At 30.1% G+C, this 26014-nt stretch carries 21 protein-coding genes; 7 read left to right on the top strand and 14 right to left on the bottom strand.

What is annotated here, in order from left to right; translation table 11 throughout:
* The first annotated feature begins 30 nt into the window (after positions 1 to 30).
* From Q0958_RS10860 to Q0958_RS10850, 3 genes are all read left to right on the top strand, one after another.
* Positions 31 to 1251 carry an imelysin family protein gene (locus Q0958_RS10860; RefSeq protein WP_299122882.1) on the top strand — a complete coding sequence of 407 codons (1221 nt, stop codon included), beginning with the start codon at positions 31 to 33 and terminating at the stop codon, positions 1249 to 1251.
* A gap of 86 nt (positions 1252 to 1337) precedes the next feature.
* A complete protein-coding gene (locus Q0958_RS10855; protein ID WP_299122880.1) occupies positions 1338 to 2735 on the top strand; it encodes a di-heme oxidoredictase family protein in 1398 nt (465 codons plus the stop codon).
* 1 nt (position 2736) lies between these two features.
* A complete protein-coding gene (locus tag Q0958_RS10850; RefSeq protein ID WP_299122878.1) occupies positions 2737 to 3798 on the top strand; it encodes an imelysin family protein in 1062 nt (353 codons plus the stop codon).
* A 58-nt stretch (positions 3799 to 3856) separates the two neighbouring features.
* Here Q0958_RS10850 and Q0958_RS10845 read toward each other — a convergent pair whose 3' ends face one another.
* From Q0958_RS10845 to Q0958_RS10800, 10 genes are all read right to left on the bottom strand, one after another.
* Entirely contained in the window at positions 3857 to 4582 is a 726-nt protein-coding gene (locus tag Q0958_RS10845; RefSeq protein WP_299122876.1) for an ABC transporter ATP-binding protein, read from the bottom strand.
* 2 nt (positions 4583 to 4584) lie between these two features.
* Complete coding sequence (locus Q0958_RS10840) at positions 4585 to 6198, bottom strand: iron ABC transporter permease (RefSeq protein ID WP_299122874.1); 1614 nt, start codon at positions 6196 to 6198, stop codon at positions 4585 to 4587.
* Between the two features lie 36 nt (positions 6199 to 6234).
* Complete coding sequence (locus Q0958_RS10835) at positions 6235 to 7281, bottom strand: Fe(3+) ABC transporter substrate-binding protein (RefSeq protein ID WP_299122872.1); 1047 nt, start codon at positions 7279 to 7281, stop codon at positions 6235 to 6237.
* A 46-nt stretch (positions 7282 to 7327) separates the two neighbouring features.
* The gene (locus Q0958_RS10830) at positions 7328 to 9823 is read right to left on the bottom strand and encodes a TonB-dependent receptor (RefSeq protein WP_299122870.1); all 2496 of its coding nucleotides are present in this window, start codon (positions 9821 to 9823) and stop codon (positions 7328 to 7330) included.
* Positions 9798 to 11165 carry an HTTM domain-containing protein gene (locus tag Q0958_RS10825; RefSeq protein WP_299122868.1) on the bottom strand — a complete coding sequence of 456 codons (1368 nt, stop codon included), beginning with the start codon at positions 11163 to 11165 and terminating at the stop codon, positions 9798 to 9800. Before Q0958_RS10825 ends, Q0958_RS10830 begins: the two co-directional genes overlap by 26 nt.
* Positions 11158 to 12255 (bottom strand): imelysin family protein, encoded by a 1098-nt coding sequence (locus Q0958_RS10820; RefSeq protein ID WP_299122866.1) that lies wholly within the window; start codon positions 12253 to 12255, stop codon positions 11158 to 11160. The genes Q0958_RS10825 and Q0958_RS10820 overlap by 8 nt, the downstream gene beginning before the upstream one ends.
* Before the next feature lie 115 nt (positions 12256 to 12370).
* Entirely contained in the window at positions 12371 to 13567 is a 1197-nt protein-coding gene (locus tag Q0958_RS10815) for a DUF4856 domain-containing protein (RefSeq protein WP_299122864.1), read from the bottom strand.
* 102 nt (positions 13568 to 13669) lie between these two features.
* On the bottom strand, positions 13670 to 15181 hold the full coding sequence (locus tag Q0958_RS10810) for a bifunctional metallophosphatase/5'-nucleotidase (RefSeq protein ID WP_299122862.1): 1512 nt from the start codon (positions 15179 to 15181) through the stop codon (positions 13670 to 13672).
* An 18-nt stretch (positions 15182 to 15199) separates the two neighbouring features.
* Positions 15200 to 16021, bottom strand: a complete 822-nt coding sequence (locus Q0958_RS10805) for a hypothetical protein (protein WP_299122859.1) — start codon at positions 16019 to 16021, stop codon at positions 15200 to 15202.
* 3 nt (positions 16022 to 16024) lie between these two features.
* On the bottom strand, positions 16025 to 16882 hold the full coding sequence (locus tag Q0958_RS10800; protein WP_299122857.1) for a hydroxymethylglutaryl-CoA lyase: 858 nt from the start codon (positions 16880 to 16882) through the stop codon (positions 16025 to 16027).
* Positions 16883 to 17083: 201 nt separating this feature from the next.
* Here Q0958_RS10800 and Q0958_RS10795 point away from each other — a divergent pair, with 201 nt between their 5' ends.
* The 3 genes from Q0958_RS10795 to Q0958_RS10785 are packed head-to-tail and all read left to right on the top strand — an operon-like array spanning position 17084 to position 19230.
* Complete coding sequence (locus Q0958_RS10795; RefSeq protein WP_246175104.1) at positions 17084 to 17650, top strand: RNA polymerase sigma factor; 567 nt, start codon at positions 17084 to 17086, stop codon at positions 17648 to 17650.
* Positions 17640 to 18170, top strand: a complete 531-nt coding sequence (locus tag Q0958_RS10790) for a hypothetical protein (protein WP_299122854.1) — start codon at positions 17640 to 17642, stop codon at positions 18168 to 18170. The genes Q0958_RS10795 and Q0958_RS10790 overlap by 11 nt, the downstream gene beginning before the upstream one ends.
* The gene (locus Q0958_RS10785; RefSeq protein WP_299122852.1) at positions 18157 to 19230 is read left to right on the top strand and encodes a hypothetical protein; all 1074 of its coding nucleotides are present in this window, start codon (positions 18157 to 18159) and stop codon (positions 19228 to 19230) included. The genes Q0958_RS10790 and Q0958_RS10785 overlap by 14 nt, the downstream gene beginning before the upstream one ends.
* Here Q0958_RS10785 and Q0958_RS10780 read toward each other — a convergent pair.
* Positions 19220 to 19786, bottom strand: a complete 567-nt coding sequence (locus Q0958_RS10780; RefSeq protein ID WP_299123138.1) for a lysoplasmalogenase family protein — start codon at positions 19784 to 19786, stop codon at positions 19220 to 19222. The genes Q0958_RS10785 and Q0958_RS10780 overlap by 11 nt on opposite strands.
* A gap of 136 nt (positions 19787 to 19922) precedes the next feature.
* On the opposite strand from Q0958_RS10780, the gene Q0958_RS10775 reads away from it, so the two are divergent.
* Positions 19923 to 20648, top strand: coding sequence for a head GIN domain-containing protein (locus tag Q0958_RS10775; protein ID WP_299122850.1), 726 nt, complete (start codon positions 19923 to 19925; stop codon positions 20646 to 20648).
* A gap of 76 nt (positions 20649 to 20724) precedes the next feature.
* Here the strand turns inward: Q0958_RS10775 and Q0958_RS10770 are convergent, their stop codons facing one another.
* The 3 genes from Q0958_RS10770 to Q0958_RS10760 all read right to left on the bottom strand — a co-directional run bounded on the left by Q0958_RS10770 (position 20725) and on the right by Q0958_RS10760 (position 25969).
* A complete protein-coding gene (locus Q0958_RS10770) occupies positions 20725 to 21573 on the bottom strand; it encodes a hypothetical protein (RefSeq protein ID WP_299122847.1) in 849 nt (282 codons plus the stop codon).
* A gap of 159 nt (positions 21574 to 21732) precedes the next feature.
* Entirely contained in the window at positions 21733 to 23172 is a 1440-nt protein-coding gene (locus Q0958_RS10765) for a hypothetical protein (protein ID WP_299122845.1), read from the bottom strand.
* A gap of 160 nt (positions 23173 to 23332) precedes the next feature.
* Complete coding sequence (locus Q0958_RS10760; RefSeq protein ID WP_299122843.1) at positions 23333 to 25969, bottom strand: valine--tRNA ligase; 2637 nt, start codon at positions 25967 to 25969, stop codon at positions 23333 to 23335.
* Between the last annotated feature and the right edge of the window lie 45 nt (positions 25970 to 26014).

Below are 26014 nucleotides of genomic sequence, written 5' to 3'. Positions count from 1 at the left end.
TGTGTATTATTTTAAATAAATCTAAATAAAATGAAAAAAATTTTAGGATTAACAATATTATTAGCCTCTGCTACATTTGTTAGCTGTTCTGATAGTAACGACGTAAATCCGGCAACTGCCATAGAAAATAAAAAAACAGAATTTGTTGCAAATTATGTAAACATTGTAGAAGCTAACTATAATGATGCTTTAGTTAAGACTAAGGAATTAAAAACTGCAATTGATGCTTTTGTAGCTGCTCCAGATGCTAATAAATTTCAAACTGCTAAAGACGCTTGGTTAGCTTCTCGTGAACCTTATGGTCAAACTGAAGCATACCGTTTTTACGATGGTCCAATTGATGGTGCTAATGGAGAACCTGAAGGATATATTAATGCTTGGCCATTAGATGAAGCCTTAATTGACTATGTTGCTACTGGTACTGGTGGACAACAAACTTCTGATGATAGACAAAATATCGTTAACAACTTAGCTAAATACCCAACATTATCTAAACAAGTTTTAAGAGATATTGCTGGATATAACAATAATGAATCTAATGTTACAATGGGATACCATGCTATTGAATTTTTATTATGGGGACAAGATTCGTCTACTCCAGCCGATAAAAAAGCTGGTCAACGTATATATACTGACTATACTACTGCTACTAATGCTGATAGAAGAAAACAATATTTAAAATTAGCTACTGAAATTTTAGTAGATGATTTACAATCTGTTGTAGATCAATGGAAAGATGGAGCTGCATATAGAAAATCGTTCTTAGCATTAGCTAAAAATGATGCAATTGATAAAATTTTAACTGGTGCTGCTAAGTTGAGTAATGGTGAATTAGCTGGTGAAAGAATGACTGTTGCTGTTAAGAATCAAAATCAAGAAGATGAGCATTCTTGTTTTTCTGACAACACTCACAGAGACATTTTCTTAAACGCACAATCTATTAATAATATAATTAATGGTACTTATAAAAAAGTTGATGGAACTACAATTTCAGGAACTTCTTTATTAGATGTTTTAACTTTAGTGAAAGCTTCAGAAGCTGCTACTTTAAAAACTACTGCTGCTGCTGTTATGCAAAAAGTAAAAGTTATTTCAGATGCTAAGTATTTTGACAACCAAATCATAGGTGAAACTATTGATAATAATACTAAGCCAGTAATGTCTGCTGTATCTTCTTTAGAAAAACAAGGTGATGAATTAGCGCAAGCTGGTAAAACAATTACTGGAAAAAATATTGATCCAAAAGTATAAAGCTATTTATACTTAACATAACAAACAACACTAACCAAACTATCTTTATAGGTAGTTTGGTTTTTCCGTAAAAAAACATAACAAAAGTGAGAAGATTTTTCATTTACTCAATACTAACATTACTATTCTTTTCTTGTAGTAGCAAAAGTGAGTATACTTCAATGTATCCTTATGAAAATGGAGAAGAATTGTCTGCTGGTAAACTAACAACAACAATACTTGGAGCTAATGCTTTTGATCAACAAGTACCAGGATTAAATCAACTAAATAGGCGTTTATTTTTTGTAGGAAATTCTTTATTCAGACAAAATTGGGTAAGTGCGCCAGCCTCAACAACTGCAAGAGATGGTTTAGGTCCAACTTTTAACGCAAGAGCATGTAGTTCATGCCATAACAAAGATGGTAGAGGAACTCCTTTACAGGCAGGTCAACAATTTTCGGCAGGTTTTTTAATGCGTGTAAGTACACAAGGTATGGGAACTCATGGTGGTCCAAACCCTGTCCCTAACTATGGAGACCAAATACAAGAACACGCTAACTTAGGAGTAGCTTATGAAGCTAAAGTTTCTGTAAAATTTGAAACTATTAAAGGAACTTTTAATGATGGTGAAACTTACGAGCTAAGAAAACCAATTTATACTATTGCTAATGAACAATTTGGTTCATTACAGAATGTATTGACCTCTCCAAGAGTAGGACAACAAGTAATTGGTTTAGGGCTAGTTGATGCTATATCTAATAAAGATATTATTGCCAACGTAGATGAATTTGATAGCAATAATGATGGTATTTCTGGTAAAGCAAATTACGTATGGGATGTAGTAAAAAAGGAAACTACTCTAGGAAGGTTTGGCTGGAAAGCAAATCAACCTAATTTAAAACAACAAGTTGCTGGTGCTTTTAGTGGCGATATGGGATTAACTACTTCTCTATTTCCTGATGAAAACTGCCCTTCTCCTCAACAAGATTGTAAAGATGCTCCTAATGGTGGATTGCCTGAAATTACTGATGAAGCTTTAAAAAATATTATGATATATTCTTCATCTTTATCTGTTCCTGTGAGAAGAAACTATAAAGATGAAGAAGTCTTAAAAGGAAAACAATTATTTAGAGATATGAAGTGTGCTAGCTGTCATATTGAAAGCTTTACTACCTCAAATAGTTACCCTTCAAATACTGCATTACAAAATGTAAAAATTAGACCTTACTCTGACTTTTTATTACACAATATGGGTGATGATTTAGCAGATAATAGACCTGATTTTTTAGCTAATGGTAAAGAATGGCGTACGCAACCTTTATGGGGTATCGGCTTAATTTCTGAAGTCAATAGTCATACATTTTTATTACACGATGGTAGAGCACGTAATGTTGAAGAAGCTATTTTATGGCATGGTGGTGAAGCTGAAAAAAGTAAAGAAGAATACAAAAAATTAACTAAAGAAGATAGAACAGCTGTTTTATCTTTTATAAACTCATTATAAAATGATTAAAAATATTTTAATTACTATACTAGGATTACTATTTATAATAGCCTGTAATAGTAACTCAGATTCAGTACCTGCATATGATATAAAACAATTACGTACCGATATTATTAATAATGTTGAGAAACCTACAACTGATAATTTTGTTAAAAGCATTGATGATTTAAATATGGCTATCAATAATTTTATGTCAACTACAAATGAAGCAAATCTTGAATCAGTTAAAAAGGCATGGAAATTAGCTGCTCAAAACTATTCATTAATTCAAGTATTAAATATTGGTGATATCAAAACTTCTTATATACAAACTTCTTTTTTTAGTTGGGTAGCAAATGAAAACGCTATTGAAGATTATATTTCTTCAACCAAAGAAATTTCTGAACAAGCAATTAATTCTATTTCTACAAACTCTAGAGGTTTAAGCGCCATTGAACTTTTAATATTTAAGAATACAAATACCGAAACTCTTCAGAGTTTTTCAAATACCAGAAGAAAAAATTATTTAAAAGTATTGGGATTAAATTTAGTTTCTAAAGCAACTATTTACAATACTAAATGGGCTTCTTTTAGAACTAAATTTATAGAAAATCAAACTACTGGTATTAGTGGAGGAATTAATCAAGTAGTTAACCAAATGTATGCTTTATTAGAAGACGTAAAAAGCTATAAAATTGGTCAGCCAGCTGGAATTGAAAAAACTGTTTCACCCGATGCTTCGATATTACAAGCTACTAAAAGTTCTTACTCTTTAGAACTTATTAAAAAGAATATTGAAAATGTAAAAAATATCTACTTTGGAAAAGACAATGGTATTGATGATTATGTGAGTTTTATTGCTAAAAATGAGGAGTTAAACAACAAAATTAAAAATCAAATACAAACTTTAGAACTTAGTATTTCTTCTTTAAATACTACTTATTTAAAGGATGCAATTTTCAATAAAAAACCTGAGGTTAAAAAATTATACGATGAAGTAAGAAATTTATTAATTCTAATAAAAACTGATGTAGCTAGTACCTTATCTGTTACAATTACTTTTACAGATAATGATGGTGATTAATCTCTAATTATATTTTATAAAAAAAGCGGAAAATACTTCAATATATTTTCCGCTTTTTTTACATATTTTGAAATAGTTTTTTCACATAGGATTCTTCTGGTTTTTCATGTACCTCTTTGGTACTACCTTCTTGTAAAATAATTCCTTGCTTTAATATGATTATTTGATCTGAAATAGTAATCGCATCTTTTATATCATGCGTTACAAAAATAGCTGTGGTATTCGTCTGTTTTATTATTTGTAGTATATCTTGTCTTAATTGACTTCTTAAAATCACATCTAAATTACTAAAAGGCTCATCCAATATTAAAAGTTCAGGTCTTGGTGCCAAAGCTCTAGCCAGTGCAATACGCTGTTGTTGCCCTCCTGATAATTCATGAGGATACCTTTTTTCCATTCCAGATAAACCTACCAATTTTAGTACTTCTTTTACTCTTTCTTCTTTATTTTCTTGTTTAGAAAGTCCGTATGCAATGTTTTTAAATATTGTAAGATGTGGAAACAATGCATAATCTTGGAATACCATCCCAACATTTCTTTGTTGTGGCTCTATAAATACTGAATTAGAAGAAACTGTTTTATTATTTATTTCTATCTCTCCACTATCTAAGGTTTCTAAACCTGCAATTAAACGTATTAAAGTTGTTTTTCCACTTCCACTCTCTCCTACTACTGCCAATACATCTCCTTTTTCCAAAGAAAAACTAACATCGTTTAAGGCTTTTACTTTACCTGAATTAAACGTTTTATGTAAACTTTGTATTGTTAATAATTTAGTACTCATTACTATTCTTTAGAGATTAATCGATTTAAAAATAATACGGGGATAATTCCTGTTAGAATTATAAACAGCGAAGGTAATGATGCTTCTGCTACTAATTCGTCACTTGCATATTCGTATGCTTTTACTGCTAGTGTATTTATATTATATGGTTTTAAAATTAACGTTAAAGGTAATTCCTTCATAACATCAACAAACACTAAAATAAAAGCGCTTAATATTGCTGGTTTTAATAATGGAAACTCTACTTTACTAAATGTTTGAAAATTTCCTTTTCCTAAAAGCTTTGAGGCTTCTGATAAAGACTTACCAAACTTTAAGGTACTTGCCTCAATTGGGTTATAAGCTACCGCCATATAACGTACAATATATGCATATAATAATGCTATGATTGTTCCATTCAATATAAAACCTATTTTATAATTTACTACTTCTTTAAAAAATGTTACCAACCATTTATCTAAAGAAAGAGTTGGTATTAAAACTCCTACTGCTATTACTGCTCCTGGAATTGCATAACCCAACACTCCTATTTTTGCGATGGGTTTTAATAAAGCTAGTCGATTCCATTTTGTTAAGAATATTAATAACAACGCAAATATTACCGTTCCTAATGCTGCTATAATTGCAATTCCCAAACTCTGTAATGAAATAGTTATAAAACTTTGAGTAAATACATCTTCATAAGTTAAGTATGCCCAATACAACAATTGGAAAACGGGTAATAAAAAGCCAAATAAAACTGGGATAAAAGCTACTGTAAACAAAGCTATTTTTTTCTTAACTGTACTTTGTTCTCTTTTTGCTTTCTGATGATTTCTGGTAGTATTCGAATATCCTATTCTTCTTCGCTGCCATTTTTCTAAACTAATTATTAGAAAAATAATTGCCACCAATATAGCTGATAAGTAAATTGCTGTTTCTGGCTCTTCTAATGAAAACCATGCTCTAAAAATCCCTGTTGTAAATGTATTGATACCATAATATTTAGCTGCACCATAGTCGTTTAAAACTTCCATTAATACTAAGGTGAGTCCACCTATAAATGCTGGACGAGATAATGGTAATATTAATTTAAAAAAAGTTTTAAATTCTCCTGCTCCTAACAATTTTGAAGCTTCAATAATATTGTTTGATTGATTTAAAAAAAAGGCTCTTGAAGCTACATATACATATGGGTATAATGAAATACTTAAAACAAAAATAAGTCCAAGGTGATTCATTACATCTACCTTCACAGCAAAGAGTTTTTCAAAAACACCTCCATAATCAAAGATCCCTGCATAGGCATAAGCAGTAATATACGATGGTATGGCTAATGGTAAAATTAATAACCATTCTAACTGTTTTCGAAAAGGAAAATAATATCTAGATACTGCATAAGCAGATGATATTCCAAATACTAATGTAAGAATGCTAGTTCCTAGAATTAACCAAAAAGAATTTAGTAAATAATTAGGCAATAAATTAGCCACTAAATGACTCCATGTTTCACCAGGCCCATAAAATAAATTGATAAAAATGGTAATAACTGGAACTGCTATAAACAAAACAATGGTCAATAAAATTATTGACCATTTGTTAGTGTCTCTTTGTATATTTTGTAACCTGTTTATCACTAGGAATTATCTAATTTAAAACAACAAAGGTATTGATTATTTCCATTGAGCTGAATCAAAAACTAAAACAGCTTTTTTATTGTTTTCTCCTAACTTAGTTAACGATAAAGTATCTTCTTTAAATTCTCCCCAAGACTTTAATAAATCTGATGAAGCAACTTCTTTGTTTACTGGATACTCGTAATTAGCTTTTGCAAATACTTCTTGCGCTTCTTTACTTGCTAAAAACTCAATAAATTTAATTGCATTTGCTTTGTTTGGTGCATATTTAGCAACTCCTGCTCCACTTACATTGATATGTGTTCCTCTATCTGCTTGATTAGGGAAAAATATTTTAATTCCTTCTCCAGCTTTTACTTCTTCTGGATTCTTTGAATTTAATAATTTACCAATATAGTATGTATTTACAACAGCTACATCTCCTTCACCAGCAACAACTGCTTTTACTTGATCTCTATCATTTCCTTTTGGTGAACGCGCCATATTTGCTACCATTCCTTTAGCCCATTCTGTTGCTTTTTCTTCTCCTATATTTGCTATAATTGAAGCTAATAATGATTGGTTATAAATATTTGATGAAGAACGAATTAATATTTTGTTCTTCCATTCATCATTCGTTAATGCTTCATAAGTAGATAACTCTTCTGGCTTTACTTTTTCTGGATTGTAAACTATTACACGTGCTCGTTTTGTTAAGGCAAACCAATTATTATCAGCATCTTTTAAATGTGCTGGAATTGTTTTATCTAAAAACTCAGAAGTAGCCGATTGTAACAATCCTTTATTCTTAGCTCTTACTAAACGTCCTGCATCTACAGTAATTAATACATCTGCTGGTGATTGCTCTCCTTCTACCGTCATCTTTTGCATTAACTCATCTGCTTTTGCATTGACTACATTTACTTTAATTCCTGTTTCTTTTTCAAACTTGGCAAATAATTCCTGATCTGCTTTATAGTGACGGTGTGTATAAACATTTACCACCTCTTGTTTTTTCTCTTCCTTCTTTTCTTCTTTTTTTTGCTCATTTTTACACGATGTAAAAATTATTGCTAAAACTAAAATTGTGAATATTTTTTTCATTCTGATTGATAAATTTAGTACTGCTAATATATATTATAAAATAACTTTAAAGTTTAAATTGTAATGTTACATAGTAACTTCTTGGTGAAGAAGGAATAATTCCTGGTCCTGGATATCCTGTAGCTCTTCGTGTAAAATAGCTTTCATCTAATAAATTGTTTACTCCTGTTTCTATTTTCCACTTTTTATATGAATATGAGAAAGAAGCATCTAAAATAGAGTATGCTGGAATTGGACCTATAGTACCGTAACTAGGATGCGTATTATCCACAACAGCATGAGTAGCATCTGTTTGTTGTTCTGATAAATGTGTAAACTGTAAGCTACTTAAGAAATTTTTATACCCAAATTTAATTCCTGTTTTTAAATTTACATTAGGTATAAACTCTACTTGATTTCCTACTACAGATTTTTCTACTGATTTTGTATATTCAGATTGGGTCAATGCAATATTTACAAAATAATTTAATAAATAATCTTTAGAAGAAAACTCAAATACATTCGCTAAACTTACATCAGCAAAACCTTCAAAACCATAAATAAAAGCATCTCCTACATTAGTTCGTAATCGATCTCCTTTATTAGGACCTTCACTAACCCAAAAAATACCAATTCGTTTGTTATAAAACAATGCAAATCCACTTAAATCATAGGTTATAAAGTTTTTAAACTTCCCTCTAATTCCCAAATCAGCAGTACCTCCTTTTTCATCATCTATATTTTCATCTACTTGAAAAGTTGGACTTACTGTACGAATATCATTAAAAGTTACTGACCTATAATTTTGTGAAACATTTGCATACACTTCTAAGGATTTTGTAGGTTTATAACTCGCTCCTATTCCAAATAAAGCAAAACTTCTTTCTTTTACCCTATCGTCTCTAAAAGTATTAATTCCATTTGGTAATGGAGCCCCACTAGAAAGATCTGCATTATTCCAAAGAACAGTTTTATAACTTCCATTACTTTCAGTTTTTATATACTCTAAACGAAAACCAGGAGTAATAGAAAACTTATTAGATATATTAAAAATATGCTCTCCAAATAATGCTATGTTTGTATTTGGAAATTTAAAATCAGATGATGCATATTCATTTACATCAGTAAAATTAAAATCTGCATCTGTTCCTTTAGTCCCAGGACCTTGCTGCTCTGAATTATTTGCCTTATAATATTTTATTCCTACTAAATAAGTGTTTTTGGTATCTTTAAAATTATAATTAGATAAAAATCTAACTTCAGCTCCCCAGTTTTTATACTTCCCTACAATTAAATCTCTAGTAGCATAGGCTCCATCAAATAGAATTTCATCAGGGAACTCAATTGGACTTGTATTTCCTGATTTATAATTCCCTCTAAAACCAACTGCTTTTCGAGAAGCATCTAAACCGAACAAGTTTACACTTAATTTTGAATTTTCACTAAAATTATGATCTAATTTTACAGCCCATAAATTCCAATTAATTCGAAACCAGTTTCTTGATCTATTACTTTGTAATGGATTTTGATTAAACCAAGTATCCTGTAATCCTCCAGCTTGTTTAGCTAAATAGTTTAAATAAGTGGCTTCAACAGTTAAGGTAGTTTTATCGCTTAGTTTATGTTCAATATGCCCATAAACATTAATTGAATTAAAAGCAGAATTTGGTCTAAAACCATCTCCTCTCTTATAATTTATATATCCATAATACCCCGTTTTCCCAACAGTTCCTCCAACACTATTAAACGAATTGAACAATCCAAATGAACCTAGAGATTGACGTGTTGTTAATTCAAATTCTTTATTCTTATTAGGCTCTTTAAATTTAAAGTTTAGTAATCCTCCAAACTGCGTTCCATATTGCAAAGATGCTGCTCCTCTAATTACCTGTATTTCTTTTAATGCTTCTGCTGGTGGTGTGTAATAACTTTCTGGATACCCTAAAACATCTGCACTAATATCATATCCATTTTGCCTAGTATTAAAGTTAGATGTTCTATTCGGATCCAATCCTCTACCTCCAATATTTAATTGTAATCCAGCATCATCGTTTTCATAAATATTAAGTCCTACTACTTGACTATATATTTGGCGCGCATTATTTGCTGCTTTATTACCTACAGTTTCTTCTAACAATACTACTTCTGTTTTTTTTCCGGCGTAAATAGCTGTTCCTTCTACCTCTTTTAATCTTTTTAAACCAAAAACTCTCCTTCTTCTTTGAGTTATGACTACTTCTGAAAGTTCTTCATCTAATCTTAAAAGACTAATGTTTGCTATTACATTCTTATTAGATAAAACGATTAGCTTTTCCTTTATTTCAAAATTATACGAAAAATATACTACTTTATAACTCCCAGGTTTTAGCTGTTTTGTTTCATACTTTCCATCAGTATCGGTTTTCCCTAAAGTTCCTCCAGAAGCATTAAAAATTTCAACATCTGCTATTGGGTTCCCTTTTTCATCAGAAACCTTTCCTGATATAGTATATTGAGCCACAATACTTTGTATTGATAAAAGTAATACAAAAACGATGCTATAATCCTTTAATTTTAATTTCATGATTAAATGGTGTAATCCAATTTTTATGTTTAAAACTTTCTTTTTGTTGATATAAATCCACAGTTGGATCTATAAATTGTGTGCTTAGGCGTCCATTAAGTGTTACATAACTATCTACATATACTTGAGGGTTTTTCATGCCTCTTTCTTTGTACGTGTCACCTAAAAAATGAGCAAACTCTAATATAAAATCAGGTTGAAAGCTCATCTGTTTTTCTTGTATTGTAGATAAAAAATCACTATTTGTAACATAAAGTTGCTTATTCGTTTCTTTATCTATTATTTTAAATTCTGCATATCCTGCTTTTTCTATCAACATGACTCTCCATGAAAAACGATATCCTTCTTCTGTCCAGAACAATTCTCCAGGGTATAATAAATATCGAAAAGGGAACAGTAACTGAAAAATAAAAAACACAGTTAGTATTCTTACAATAGCTTTTTGTTTCTTTACATTAAAGAGCGTCTTATTCTGATCAAAATATTTCTTAGATATTCTAAATATAGATGCTACGACCTCCAGTATTCGATGATGTAGTTTCGCATCAAAAAAGATAATTGTAGACACAATCATTATGTAAGGAAACATTCCTATTGAAAACAATATTCTTGTAAACACATGAAATACCACTACCATAATAAAAGCATAGATTCTTGTTCTCTTATATAGTAATAAAAAAGGTATAGTTAAATCGTATATAGCTCCTGCCCAACTCATTGCAAAATGAAACCACACTTTAGGCATTAAAGAACCTACAATTGGTAAGTCGTTTTGTACTGGCAACCAAATATTTAAAGGAGAAGATCTAAACAACCAATCTGAATTTAATTTGGCTAATCCTGCATAAAAATATACGATACCTAGCATTAACTTTATACTATCAATAGTCCAATTAGGAACTTTTTGAAAAGAAAGCTCTTTGTTTTTCTTTGCATCAATAGAAAAATATGCATTTGCTGGTAAAAAAATTAAAATAAAAGCTATTAAACTCACAAAATAATAGTGGTTTAAATAATAACTTTTATCCATTAACTCTATATAAGTAAAACTTAAGAAAAAAGTTACTATAGCTATTCTAAATTTATACCCTAGCATAACAAATACTGCTGCAATAGCACAAATAATAAATAGAATGTATGTATAATTCCCCAAAGGTTTTATCCATTCAAAGCCATAAAATGAAAAAGAATATTTTGGTTTAATATATAACTCATCAATCCATCCTTTTAACCAAAATCTAACAAGGCTACAGAACATCATAAAACCAAAAAAAATACGAAACACTGCAAGTGGAGCAGCTTCCGTATTTTTTTGTAAATATTTTTTTACAGTTTTAATCATTATCAGCGTCGGTAGAAGTATTTTTAATACTCATCGCACTCATCATATCTGGTTTAAAACTTTTTAATAACGACTGCAAAGAATCGTATGTACTTAAAAATACAATTTTGTTACTTTGAATTTGACTTGCAAAATCATTATCTAATGCAGTAGCTTTTTGTTCTATATCATCAAATTTTGTATTAATTAAATCTGCTAAGTCTTTCCTTTTTAAAAACTCCAAATATTGTTGTAAACTTTTTCCTGTATTTCCATTATAACCAACTCCTTTAAAAAAGTTTTTAGTAGCTGTTAGAGCTGTAGTAAATAACTCTTTTGAAATATCTTTTTTATAATATGCCTCTACTAGCTTTACATCAGGTATTCCCGTCTTAGCTCCAGATGGATTTGCTATTTTAGGATCTCTTAACTGCTTTTCATAGAAAGGAATTACATAGAAGTTTACTAACTTATCTACACTACTAGAAATTGAGTAACCATCACTATCAATGAATGTTTGTCTATAACTACCTTTCCAATCGTCATACACTGACTTAGTTAATGTATGTACTCTAATAGCAACATCGTTTAAATATGTCTTATACTTTCCAGCATTTGTAGCTGTAGCATAAAAAGTAACAGTTTCTGCATCAGTCCCCTGTCCATTTAATAAATAGTCTAGTGCAGGAAAACCTTGCACGGCTAATAAGTTTGGAGACTCTAAATTATATGTTCCAGAAGTTGCGTATGAATTTAATTGAGTTACACTAACAGGAATAGTATTCATACTTCCTACCATATTTACTTCTTGTGCTTTCCCTACTTGAAATAAAGATACTTTTTGCCAAGATACATATGCATTTTTCCAAGCATTTCTAGCAGCTGTTAAATTTGCTTCTGTAACATCATTTACGAATGTATTTACAGCATCTTTTAATAAATTAGTTTTTGTTTCAAAATCTTGATAAGAAGGAATAATCATTTGATCTGCCCAAAAAGTAAGCATCTCTTTCCTATTAAAATTATCTGGATTTACGTTTACATCACCATTACTACTTGAACTACAAGCGATAATAAATAAAACTAAACATGAATATATTATTTTTTTCATTTTTTTAATGAATTGTTAATTTTTTATTAATCTAAATAAAAAGCAAAAGTAACAAAAATAGCTATGTTTTCACATAGCTATTTTATTTTTTTTAGCATTTAAGCTTCTCGTATACTTAGTCTTTTAAATTTACAGCATCTGCAACACTAAAATTAAAATATCCAGCTAAAGCACCTGCTATTTGATCTAATTGAGCATCTGTAACAGACCATAATCCATTATTAGCTTCTAATGCAGCAATAGAATTAGCTATTTGTGAAGCTTTTACTTGACTTCCATTAATTTCAGCATAGCGTAATGATAATACAAATCCGTAAGCTTCTGATAAAGCATGTAATTTATTTGCATCCTTAGCTCCTTTACCATTTAATAAATAGTGAGCTGCCATTACACCTATTACTTTAGAAATTGACTTTCTAATAACTTCTGCTTGTTTCCCTGCTAAAGTATAATCTTTTGCATCTACAGCAGCTCTACCTAATTTAAATGCATTATAAACATCATTAAATATTCCTTTAAATTTAGTATCGTTATCTACACTCTTTAAATAAGAATTTAAAAACCCTTTTCTGTCATTTAACGAGTTTACTGGAGTTGCAGGAGTATCTTCTAAACCAAAAACATAACCATACGCTTCATCCCATCCATGTTGCAAAGCAGTATAGTTTTTAGTAGCATCTCCTTTATAAGGCTTTCCAGCTTCGTGATCTGCTTTATTTGCATCGATAAATTTTTGCGACACATATTTATTTATAATTTGGTCAGCCATTACAGCACCAATTAATGTTTTAGCAACAGCTTGATTATATTCAAATCCCTTTGCACTTACATATACAGTTCTAGAACCTGTAGTTAATTTACCAGCTGTTCCTGAAACTGCATCTGTATTCCAGTTATTATAAACAGTTGTTGCATGATCAGTAATCCAGCTATCCATTTTAGTTCTTAATGCATCAGCTTCTACTGCTGTTACATTAGAGTTTGTTGCTGATGCAACTGTAGATCTTAATTTTTTATCACTGTCATTTAAAGACTTTCCATTTGATGGAATAGTTCCAGCAAATCCTTTACCATCTTTAAACATCTTTACTAATTCAGCTTCTGTTTTAGTATTAGTACCTAATGCAGATTTTAATTCTCCTGCCATTTTTAAACGTGCTTCCTGTCCAGTAAAACTAACGTTTGACTTCCCATCTTTACCTACAAAGGCATAAGTAGCTGGAGCCTGAACTTGTGCAGGTGAATTATCATCAGAACACGATGTTAACACCATAGCTGAAACAGCTAACATTGAAAAAATTACTCTTTTCATTTTTATTTAGATTTAATTTTGATAATTTTCTGCAAATCTACAGAACAAAAGTAAATCTCCAAACTTTATTTAGATTTATTTTAATTTAAAATAAAGGATTGATTATATTGTCTTTAAATATTCTATAACTCCTTTCCTTATATCAAAACTTAATTCTGATTCTTTTGGCTTATAAATATTAAGTACTCCAGGGTTTTTATCTGATAACATAGGAATATCTAAACCTCTTAATAAATAATCTGAAAAAGCTACTTTATAAACTTTAGTATCTTTAATTTCTTTTCCATCTATTAACCACTTACCTTTTACTTGTTTTACATTGTAACGCTGTAAGTATGCTCCTGTACCTGCAGCCTTTAAGCCATAATCTAAAACTTCTTTTAATAAGCTACCTTTTATATCAACTTTCAATACAGCTCCTCCATATGGTAATACTCTGAAAATATCAATAACTGTAACATCTCCTGTTAACTCATCATCTATACGAACAGAGCCCCCGTTTACCAAAGCACAATCTACTTCGTTTTCATATGCAAAACTCATTGATTTTGTAATGATATCTCCCATATTTGTTTGTACTGTTCTAATAGGTGTTTCCCTAGCATCTAAAGGTATTTCTGTTTTATAAATTACTTCATAAGGATTAGGAACAATCTCTTTTATTTTATTATTTAAAATCTTCTGCCATTTATCAACTATCACATTTACTTTTTCATCAGCAACAATTTGATCATTAATTTCTTTTAATTCAGATTTAAACTCAACTTTTTTAGTTGTTGGGTCGTATTCAAAACGATGTATATATGCTGTTTTAGCATTAGCATCTGCTTTTGTTATAATAACATCTCCAACTTTATCATAACTGTTTGTATGCTCATGACCTCCCATAATTAAAGGTACATTTGGTAACATTTCAGCTATTTTTTTATCTTGCGCTAAAGAACCATGTGTTAAACCTATTACCACATCAACCTTATCCTTTATCTCATTATAAGAACGTTCTATTTCTTTATACATATCTCCATAATACACATAACTTCTTGGATTTGACGGGATGCAAACACTAATAAAACCTACTTTTAATTGAGTTCCATCTTCATTTTTAAATTCTTTAATGAAAGAATCCTTTAAATACTTTTTTTCTCCATTAACCATTTTATGAAAATATTCATGCTTTCCATCTACATTATGCAAAACATTGGCTGATATCCAATCGAACTTACTTTCATTAAGTCTTTCTTGTAAGTTTTTATAACTCAAGTCAAATTCATGATTTCCAAATGCAACTAAATCAAAATTCATTGCATTCATTACTTCTACCATTTGTTTTCCTCTTACTCTAGTCCCATCTACTTTCATTGTACCTATTAAAGAAGGATTTAAAAAATCACCTGCCAATACTAGCATTACATTTTTATCTTCCTTTAATAAGTTTTGATGTACCGTTTCTACTCGTGCCATTCCTCCATACTTTCCTCCTTGGATAGGCGCAATTTCATAAACATCATTTAGTTGTAAAATTGTAAACTTAGTTTTAGCAGTTTCTTTTTTTGAAGCGCAACCAATTGTAATAACAGCTAATGCCGCTACCATTAAATATTTAATTTGTTTCATTAAGTATGTTTTTATTAATTACCTTTTAGGCTTGTAATGTAAGTATTTACGAGTGTTTTTCCTTATCATCCTTCTGTATTCTACTAACTCTGGAAATTGATAAAAGAAATTTATTTTTTTATGAGCAATTGTACGAGGCTTTCTAATTTTTGGTCTAAGTACAAAAGCTGTCCAACTCTCTACAATATCTTCTTCTGGGCTTTCAGCAGCATAATCAGTAACAAACTCTGTACGATTATTATCATACAAATCGTATAATTTCTCTACACAATTAGCTTCTGTATAACAATATTTTTTTTGAATAGTATCCCAACTATCTAACAATCTACCTTTCCAAAACAAATTAACAAACCTATTAATGTAGCTACTTCTATATGCCTCTCCTTCTAAAGTTAAATATAATTCTCCTTCTTCTTGAGTTGCTTTTGTAGTAGGCCTTATCTGTGTTCTATTTAAAGTCAATAAATGTCCAAATTCATGTACCATAGTATAAACAGACTCGTGAAGCCTCCTTCTATCATTTGTTTTAAGATTTACATCCTGAACATCTATTTCCAATTGCCACTTGTCATTTCTAGAGTTTAAAGATACTAAGGCCCCTGTTTTTTCATCAATCCCATCAGTCATTAAAACAATACGTTTAATATATTTTTTGGTTAATTTTTGAGGAAAAATTCGATTAAACTCATTCCAATAATAACTAGCTAATTCGTTTTTACTTGATTTATTTTTTAATAAAACCCCATTTTTTATATGCCATACACCTATTCTTCTATCAGTTTTTGCTTGATAGAATGTAGAAAAAAAGAAAAAAAGAGTTAATATTTTAATTTTCATCATTTATTAAAAAACTTCTAACGCTTTATTATAAGCGCTTTCAAAACTCATTGGTTTAATATTTGTTTCAACTTTTTCAGCTGTAAAGTATGATAATAACTTTTCTGTTGGCATATTACCTGTTAATTCGTCTTTTGCCATTGGGCAACCACCATACCCTTTAATTGCACCGTCAAAACGACGACAACCAGCTTTAAAGGCACTATCTACTTTTTCGTGCCATTTTGTTGGCGTTGTATGTAAATGGGCTCCAAACTCAATTTGTGGATAATTAGGAATTAAATTTGAAAATAAATAATCTATATCTTCTGGTGTTGAGCTTCCAATTGTATCAGACAATGATAAAATCTTAACACCTAATTTAGATAATTTTTCGGTCCACTCTCCTACTATATCTACATTCCATGGATCTCCATAAGGGTTTCCAAACCCCATAGACAAATATGCTACAACTTCTTTATTTGTCCTATTTGCTATAGCCAATACTTCCTTTAACGTATCTATTGACTGTTCTATTGTCTTATGTGTATTTCGCATCTGAAAATTTTCAGATATTGAAAAAGGATATCCTAAATAATCAATCTCTTTAAATTGTGATGCATCATTTGCTCCTCTAACGTTTGCTACAATTGCCAATAATTTACTTCTTGTTGTAGACAAATCTAACATTGATAAAACCTCCGCTGTATCTCTCATTTGAGGAATTGCTTTAGGCGACACAAAGCTTCCAAAGTCAATTGTATCAAAACCTACCTTTAACAATGAATTAATATATTTTGCCTTCAACTCGGTTGGAATAAAGTGACTTTTAATTCCTTGCATTGCGTCCCTAGGGCACTCTATAATTTTAACACTGTCAATCATTGTGCCAAATATACGTATTTTGATTCATTTTTTCTGTTGAACTTCCTTATCAATTAAGCTAAAAACCAAACACCACATAAACCATTAAAAAACAACAAATTAACCAATAAAATCAAATGTTTTACAAAAAAAAGTTACTTTTATTTAAAATAAACTGTCACAATTTAAAAAGTAAATTGTCTCTAGTATAGAATGATTTCTTTGGAGTCTAAAAAAACACATATCAACCAACTAATCGAACGCTGTAAGAAAAACGATAGCACTGCTCAAATGCAGGTGTACGATGCATATTATAAAGCAATGTATAATACTGCTTATCGTATTTTGAAAGATGAGTTTGAAGCTGAAGATTTAATTCAAGAAGCTTTTTTAACTGCTTTTTCAAAGTTACATACTTTTAAAGGTGAAGTTACTTTTGGTGCTTGGCTAAAAAAGATTGTAATTAATAAAAGTTTAACTCAATTAAAAAAGAATATTCGTTACGATGAAGTAAAAATGGAAGTAGTTTCTAATTATGAAGTAGAAGATACGGCTATAGATTACAATTCTTTAAATGTTAAACAAGTACTAGATAGTTTACAAAGTTTAAAAAGTAATTATCGAATTATCCTTACTTTAAATTTGATTGAAGGATATGATTATGAAGAAATTTCTCAAATAATGAAGTACACTAATGAAAATGTGCGTACAACAATATCGAGAGCTAAAAAGAAATTAAAGCAAGTTTTACTTGCCAATACTAATAAAACACAAGTGTATGGAGGATAAATTACATCAATTTTTTGATGAAAATGATTTCGATATTTTCGAACCTCATTCGGGGCATTCGGATCGTTTTCAAAGAAAACTTCAGCAATCTAAAAAAAATAACAAACCAACGCTTTTTTGGATGAGTATAGCAGCATCTGTAATATTGGTTTTAGGTTTTTACCTTGGTAGCTACCAACAAAAAAGTGTTTATGATTTAGCTGATGTTTCCCCTAAAATGGCCGAAGCTCAAAGCTTTTTTGTATCAACAATTAATCAGGAATTAAAAGAAATTGAACAATATAGAAGCATTGAAACAGAATCTATTATTGAAAATTCTTTAGATGAAATCGAAGATTTAGAAGATAGATATCAAAATTTAATCAAAGAACTCTCTAACAACGACAATAAAAGACAAATTATTCAAAAATTGATTAACAATTACCAACAAAGATTGGAAATTTTAGAGAGACTTTTATTACAATTAGAATTACAAAATAACCCAGCAAAATTAGAACTTAAAGACGATGAAATTATATAAATTACTTTTCTTATTTTTTCTTATTCCAACTGTTTTAACAGCAAATAATGATAGGAAACACGAAAAAAGCAAAACCATTAATAAAAACTTTACGGTAAATAAAAATGCCACTTTATACATTAGTAACAAATATGGTAATTTAAATGTTACTACATGGAATGAAAATCGTATTGAAATTAAAGTAAAAATAACTGTTAAAGGTGATGATTTAAGTAATGTAGAACAAAAACTAGAGGCTATTGATGTTCTTTTTGAATCTTCAGAAAACTTAGTCGAAGCTCGTACTAAGGTTGAAAACACCAAATCTAAATGGTCTTGGTGGGGTAAAAATAACACCAACTACAAGATAAATTACTTTGTAAAAATGCCAATAAGCAACAATGCTGATTTAAACAACAAATACGGAAATATTGAATTATCAAGTTTAGAAGGTAAAGCTAATTTAAACTGCGATTATGGTAATATAGAGGTTGATAGACTTTTAAACAACACCAACTCTATTAGTTTAGACTACTGTGGAAATTCAGAAATCAATTATATAAAATCTGGTATTATAAGTGCCGATTATTCAAAATTACGAGTTGAAAAAACTGAAATCTTAAAGGTTAGCTCTGATTATTCATCTATAAAAATTGGTGAAGCTGAAAACCTTAAATTCAATAGTGATTACGGAAGTATCTCTGCTAGAAGCGTTACCAACATTAATGGTGGTACTGATTATGCTGCTGTAAAAATTGGAGACTTAAAAAAGCGCTTACAAATTAATACCGACTACGGAAGTATTAGAGTTCAAAACATAATGAAAGGGTTTGAAAGTGTTACAATTCATGGAAGCTATGCCGGTATCAAATTAGGGACTAGCAGTGACAATAACTTTAAATTTAATATTGATTTAGGTTACGCCGGATTTAACTATCCTAAAAGCAAAGTAGACATGTTTAAAAACATTAAAAAAACGACTAAAAAATATTACGAAGGTACTTTTGGTAATGGTAATTCAAATTCAGTCATCAATGTAAAATCTAGGTACGGAGGTGTCTCTTTAAAACTTAACGACTAATTTTCTTTCGTTCAATCATAGATACACAAATTAAGTAACGCGCTACATAATACATAGTTGTATAAACAATTACATAAATTATATTATAATCTAGAAATTTATTAAAAGCTATTAAAACATCTGCGGTTACAATAAGTAAAATACCAAATAAAAAGAACTTACTTCTTTTATTCATTTCATTTAAATAATTGAAAAAAGATAAGCCTATTATTATTGCAGAAGTGACACCTAGTAATATGAATGAAATAGAAATTTCTTGAAGATATGGTTTTAACAACACAAAAATAGTTGTAAATAATAGCAAACTAGGAATTACATAGATTAATAACATTTTGGGGTTTGTTTTAAATAATGCTCTTCTAGATAAAATAATATACAAAAATCGATTGGCTAGTAGTAAATAAATACCAAGCATCATAAAAGCATCATCGAAAATTAAAAATGTATCGGATGCTATGGAGTTCATTAAAACTAATAAATAGAAATAATTAATTTTTTTTGAAGAACTTAAATATAAAAATGACAAGAACATTAATGAGAAAATTTTGATAATCATCTCAGTAATTGAATTGCCTGTGTCAATAAAAAACAAAGAGGCAAAACATGCTAAAAAATAAGCAACACTATATAAATTGATTTTTTGAGGCATATAAAACTTAAATATAACCAATTTTAACTTTAAAATAAATAAAATGAAAAAACAACTTATTACAGCTCTTATAATTTTACTTTCACTTAACATTAATGCACAAAGTTGGTGGAATTCTAAAAAAATAAAGGGTAACGGAAACGTAGTTACTAAAACAAGATCTATTAGCTCTTTTGATAGAGTAAGCGTTGGTGGTTCTTTTGATGTTAACTTAGTAGCTGGAACTGAAGGAAAAATAACGATTGAGGGAGAATCTAACATAATTCCCCATATAGAAACTGAGGTAAAAGGTGGTAAATTAAAAATTAAATTTAAGGAAAACACAAATATTAGAACTACAAGAAAACTAGTAGTAACTGTTCCTTTTGAAAGAATTAGAGCTGTTTCATTAGGAGGTTCTGGTAATGTACGAGTGCAAAAAAGAATGAAGGCTGACGATGCTTCTTTTAATATTGGTGGTTCTGGAAACATCTCTGCTGATGTTGATGCGAATACTGTAAAAGCTTCTATTGGAGGTTCTGGAAACATTAAATTAAAAGGTAAAACAGATAACTTTAAATGTTCTATTGCTGGTTCTGGTAGTGTAAAAGCTTACGGTTTAGATGCAAATACTTTAAAAGCTAGTATTGCTGGTTCTGGAAGTGTACAAACTAGTGTAAGCACTAAAATTAAAGCTAGCGTTGTAGGTTCTGGTAGTGTTTACTATAAAGGAAATCCTAAAATTGACAGCAATTCTATTGGTTCTGGTGATGTTATCGACAGAAACTAATACATTGACTCTATTATAATTTAAAAAACCACATAGAAATTATTTCTATGTGGTTTTTATATAATGTAGAAAAATGTTAGTTTTTTGGTTCTAATAATTTTTCTAACTTTTCTAATCGGTCAGACAATCCTTTTAATTTTTTCAATTCTTTTTCTTGCTCTTTAATTTTCTTTTCTTGTTGAATAGCATACAAGGTTAACTCCTCTATTTTTTGTAATAACTTTGCATCCATTTCTCCTAAATAGATACCATTTTTAAGCACTTCCTTTTCTGAAGGAATATCTTTTAGATGCCCTTTTTCTTTAATATAAGTTTCTACTTCATCTAGAGTTGGCAAACTATACTCTTTTTCAAATACAAAATCTGACCAACCTATTAAATCTACCTTAACTTCTTTCGTATGTATGTTTCCATTTACAGCTAATTTAGAATCTGGTGAAATAGTTCCCATTCCTATTTTCCCATCAGACTGAATATAAAAACCATTTGTAACACTATTTATATTTAATATCACGTCTCCTTTTCCATTTTGCCAAAACTCTGCTCCATTCCCTGAATTATACGAACCTGATAATTTAATTAAAGGAGAACCTGGTGATTTTACTCTTAACTGTTTATAATCATCAACACCACTAACAATATCCATTATATATTCAGGATTTGAAGTTCCTATACCCAAATACCCTAAATTATTCATCACTATTTGCTCAGCTCCGTTATTTCCAAAAGAAATTCCTCCTGTATAAGAGGTTAAAAATAGTTTTCTCCCTACCGATTCTATTCTATTTCTAGAGCCATCCCATTGGCCAAATTCAATTGAACTTGTATTCTCTTTAACCTTAAATCGAGTATTTACCAAATTGTTTTGTGCTTTAATATTAGCATATAACATTAATAACATAACTCCTAGTATTGTTTTCTTCATTATTATAAATTTATTTTTAATTATTGAAGAAATAAAAAGTGCAAAGCAATTCTGTAGTCATTCATAGCAATTTTATTTCTTTTTCAATGCAAATGTACATTATAAAAACAAAAAAAGAGTTCTTATTTTGAACTCTCTTTGTTACAAACCGATTATTATTTATTTACTTTTCAATAGCTTTTCTAACTTAGACAACCTATCAGATAAATCTTTTAATGATTTTAATTCCTCTTCTTGTTTTTTAATTTTTTCCTCTTGCTCTTTAATTTTCTTTTCTTGTTGAATAGTATACAAGGTTAACTCTTCTATTTTCTGCAATAACTTTGCATCCATTTCTCCTAAATAGATACCATTTTTAAGCACTTCCTTTTCTGAAGGAATATCTTTTAGATGCCCTTTTTCTTTAATATGAGTTTCTACTTCATCTAGAGTTGGTAAACTATACTCTTTTTCAAATACAAAATCTGACCAACCTGTTGCTTCTACTTTAATTTCTCTTGCTCCTATTGATCCTTCTACCGCTAATCTATGACTCCCTGTAGTTGTAGTTCCTATACCTACTTTACCATCAGAATTAATAACAAATCTTCGTGTTCCAGCTAAAGAAATTTCCAATCCATCATTACTAAACCCTGAAATATACGGGTTAATATCAACATGATTTCCTCCTGTAAACCCTGTATTCAATCTTAACGCATTAACTCCAGGACCACCACTTTCTACATAAATTTCTTGTTTTGCTCCTGGTGTTGATGTTCCTATACCTACGTTACCGTCAGTTTTAACTATAACCTTCTCTTCACCACCTGCTTGTAAACTAAGATTTTTTGTTGACTTAGCTCCCACTATTGCTTTGTCTCCAACCCAACTTAACACTCCAAAATCTGCTGCTGGTCCCCAACTAACTACCCCATCTCCTCTAAACTTTATTCTATTATTTAATTGTAATGTTGTCACATCATAAGTTCCTGCATCATTAATTTGCAACTTAGCACCAGGATTTGATGTTCCTATACCTGCATTACCATTCTCATCTATATAAAATCTTGATTTTACACTTAGCTCATTTCCGACTGTGGTTTGTACTGCATTTGGTGTTGATAAAAACTCTAAGGTTCCTTTACTTAATCTTAATGCACTTCTCTTTGCGGAAAAATTATCAAAAGTAGATACTAACTGCCCTGCTACCCCTTCATCTTTCATTCCGGCTGCTCCATATCCTAATATTAACGCTCCAGAACTATAGTTTGAACTTAATGTCCCTATATAATCGTTTCCTCCATATTTTTGTGCTAAAAATATTCCTCCCTTAGTTGAATCTTTATCCCCTGCTTGAATAACACCTTCTACATGTAATTTAGCATTAGGAGACGTTGTTCCAATCCCCACTTTACCTGTAAATGAAACATTTCCGTTACTATAAAACTGTGTCGCCTTAGCCCAATCCCATGCACTATTTGTTTTAGGTGCAACTAATAAAGAGGTTCTATCATCTGGAGTATGGAAAATCCACGAATTTGCACCTCCGCTTATTAAGTCCTGAGATTTAACACTAAAACTCACTACAACTAACATGATTAATAAAATTGTTTTTTTCATAATTATTTTTTTAACGTTTAATAAATCAAGAAGAAATAAATACGTGAAGAAACCACATAGTTAGGCTCAGCAATTTTATTTCTTTTTCATTTCAAAAGTACACTTTTCAATATAAAAAAAGCTCCCAAAAGGGAGCTTTAAATTATATACTAACATTTATTTAAGCTAAAGATGCTAAACTCGATTTAATCGTTTCAATCTTAGCTAATGTATCCGATTCTTTTTTACGTTCTAATGCAATTACTTGTTCTGGTGCATTGCTTACAAAACGTTCATTTGATAACTTCTTTTGAATTCCAAATAAGAAACCTTCTGCTCTTTTTAATTCTGCATTTAATTTCTTTGTTTCAGCTTCTACATCAATATTTTCAACAGAAATAGGAACAAAATATTCATTAGACTTTACTCTAAACGAAGCTCCTTCTACCTTTTCTGACACATAGTTAATTACTGAAGCATTTGTTAACTTTTGAATAACTACATCAAAATCATTACCAACATTCTCGTTATTTACTACAAATAACTCTACTGCTTCTTTAAACGAAATATTTTTATCTTTTCTAATTGTTCTAATACCTGAAACAACATCTGTAGCAAACTCAAACTCATTGATAATTGCTGTATCTACCTTTTTAATCTCTGGGTATTTAGCAATAATTAAAGCTTCCTCTGGTGTTCTTTCTGTAATGTGCTGCCAAACTTCTTCTGATAAGAAAGGCATAAACGGATGTAATACCTTTAAGTTATCTTCAAAAATAGCAATTACTGCATCAAATGTTTTCTTATCAATTGGTTGTTGATATCCTGGTTTTACAGTTTCTAATAACCATGAAGAAAAATCGTCCATGATTAATTTATAAATTGCCATTAAGGCATCTGATAAACGATATTTAGAAAAATGATCTTCTATTTCGGCTAGTACTGTTTGAAACTTCGCATTATACCATTCTAATCCAATTTTTGCAGCTTCTGGTTGCTCTATTGTAGCATCAACTTCCCAACCTTTTACTAAACGGAAAGCATTCCAAATTTTATTTGCGAATCCTTTTCCTTGTTGACATAAATCTTCATCAAACATTAAGTCATTTCCTGCTGCAGAACTTAATAATAATCCTACACGAACTCCATCAGCTCCGTAATCGTCAATTAACTTTAACGCATCTGGTGAATTCCCTAACGATTTAGACATTTTTCTACGTTGCTTATCACGTACTAAACCTGTTAAGTATACATTTTCAAATGGACGCTCATCCTTGTATTCGTATCCTGCAATAATCATACGTGCTACCCAGAAAAATAAAATATCTGGCCCAGTTACTAAATCGTTTGTAGGATAATAATATTTAATTTCCTCATTCTCTGGATTACGGATTCCATCAAAAACAGACATTGGCCATAACCAAGAAGAGAACCAAGTATCTAATGCATCTTCATCTTGACGTAAATCTGCTTCTGACAACGAGTTATTACCTGTTTTTTCTTGTGCCAATTTAAGTGCAGCATCTATATTTTCAGCTACTACAAAATCTTCTTTTCCATCTCCGTAGTAAAATGCAGGAATTTGTTGTCCCCACCATAATTGACGTGAAATATTCCAATCACGAATATTTTCCATCCAGTGGCGGTATGTATTCTCAAACTTTTTTGGATATAACTTAACCTCACTATCTTCTCCTAAAACTGCATCGATAGCTGGTTTAACCAACTCTTCCATTTTTAAGAACCATTGATCTGATAATCTTGGTTCAATAACAGCTTTAGTTCTTTCTGAAGTTCCTACTTTATTTGTGTGAACCTCAGTTTTTACTAATATTCCTTTTTCTTCTAACTCTTTTGCTATTTCTTTACGAACTACAAAACGGTCTTTCCCTTCATAATGTAAACCAAATGAGTTTAAGGATGCATCTTCATTAAAAATATCTACAACTTCTAATTGATGTTTATCTCCTAGGACCTTATCATTCTCGTCATGTGCTGGAGTTACTTTTAAACATCCAGTACCAAACTCAACATCAACATATTCATCTTCTATAATAGGAATTACTCTATTACAAATAGGTACAATTGCTTTCTTACCTTTTAAGTGTGTAAAACGTTCATCATTTGGATTGATACAAATTGCAGTATCTCCAAAAATAGTTTCAGGACGTGTGGTTGCAATAGTTAGTGTATCCTCAGAACCTTCTATTTTATATTCTAAATAATAAAGGTTTCCTTGCTTTTCTACATGAATTACTTCTTCATCAGATAAAGTTGTTTTTGCTTCAGGATCCCAGTTTACCATTCTGTATCCACGGTAAATTAATCCTTTATTATATAAATCAACAAATACTTTAATAACTGATTCAGACAACGCTGGATCCATAGTAAAAGCAGTACGCTCCCAATCGCAAGAAGCTCCTAATTTTTTTAATTGCTCTAAAATTATTCCTCCATACTCGTGTTTCCATTCCCAAGCATGTGCTAAAAACTCTTCTCTAGTTAAATCGTTTTTATCAATTCCTTGCTCTTTTAACTTCGCTACTACTTTTGCTTCAGTTGCTATAGATGCGTGATCTGTTCCAGGAACCCAACATGCATTTTTACCTTGTAAACGTGCGCGACGAATTAACACATCTTGAATAGTGTTATTCAACATATGTCCCATATGCAATACTCCTGTTACATTCGGTGGTGGTATTACAATTGTATATGGTTCTCTTTCATCTACTTCAGAATGAAAATAATTGTGTTTCATCCAGTAATCGTACCACTTTCCTTCTACCTCTTTTGAATTATATTTTGATGGAATATTCATATATTTTTATATCTTTATAACCAATTATTGTCTAAGACTTAATCT

The organism is uncultured Tenacibaculum sp. (assembly GCF_947499065.1).
Classification (GTDB): Bacteria; Bacteroidota; Bacteroidia; order Flavobacteriales; family Flavobacteriaceae; genus Polaribacter.
This window is presented reverse-complemented; position numbering and strand designations above follow the sequence as displayed.

Coding starts and splice junctions, on each gene's coding strand:
- Q0958_RS10835 (WP_299122872.1), bottom strand. CDS start 7,281: ATGAAAAAAATATTCACAATTTTAGTTTTAGCAATAATTTTTACATCG.
- Q0958_RS10820 (WP_299122866.1), bottom strand. CDS start 12,255: ATGAAAAAAATAATATATTCATGTTTAGTTTTATTTATTATCGCTTGT.
- Q0958_RS10850 (WP_299122878.1), top strand. CDS start 2,737: ATGATTAAAAATATTTTAATTACTATACTAGGATTACTATTTATAATA.
- Q0958_RS10825 (WP_299122868.1), bottom strand. CDS start 11,165: ATGATTAAAACTGTAAAAAAATATTTACAAAAAAATACGGAAGCTGCT.
- Q0958_RS10810 (WP_299122862.1), bottom strand. CDS start 15,181: ATGAAACAAATTAAATATTTAATGGTAGCGGCATTAGCTGTTATTACA.
- Q0958_RS10780 (WP_299123138.1), bottom strand. CDS start 19,786: ATGATTATCAAAATTTTCTCATTAATGTTCTTGTCATTTTTATATTTA.
- Q0958_RS10830 (WP_299122870.1), bottom strand. CDS start 9,823: ATGAAATTAAAATTAAAGGATTATAGCATCGTTTTTGTATTACTTTTA.
- Q0958_RS10815 (WP_299122864.1), bottom strand. CDS start 13,567: ATGAAAAGAGTAATTTTTTCAATGTTAGCTGTTTCAGCTATGGTGTTA.
- Q0958_RS10775 (WP_299122850.1), top strand. CDS start 19,923: ATGAAAAAACAACTTATTACAGCTCTTATAATTTTACTTTCACTTAAC.
- Q0958_RS10785 (WP_299122852.1), top strand. CDS start 18,157: ATGAAATTATATAAATTACTTTTCTTATTTTTTCTTATTCCAACTGTT.
- Q0958_RS10860 (WP_299122882.1), top strand. CDS start 31: ATGAAAAAAATTTTAGGATTAACAATATTATTAGCCTCTGCTACATTT.
- Q0958_RS10760 (WP_299122843.1), bottom strand. CDS start 25,969: ATGAATATTCCATCAAAATATAATTCAAAAGAGGTAGAAGGAAAGTGG.
- Q0958_RS10765 (WP_299122845.1), bottom strand. CDS start 23,172: ATGAAAAAAACAATTTTATTAATCATGTTAGTTGTAGTGAGTTTTAGT.
- Q0958_RS10800 (WP_299122857.1), bottom strand. CDS start 16,882: ATGATTGACAGTGTTAAAATTATAGAGTGCCCTAGGGACGCAATGCAA.
- Q0958_RS10805 (WP_299122859.1), bottom strand. CDS start 16,021: ATGATGAAAATTAAAATATTAACTCTTTTTTTCTTTTTTTCTACATTC.
- Q0958_RS10770 (WP_299122847.1), bottom strand. CDS start 21,573: ATGAAGAAAACAATACTAGGAGTTATGTTATTAATGTTATATGCTAAT.
- Q0958_RS10845 (WP_299122876.1), bottom strand. CDS start 4,582: ATGAGTACTAAATTATTAACAATACAAAGTTTACATAAAACGTTTAAT.
- Q0958_RS10790 (WP_299122854.1), top strand. CDS start 17,640: ATGGAGGATAAATTACATCAATTTTTTGATGAAAATGATTTCGATATT.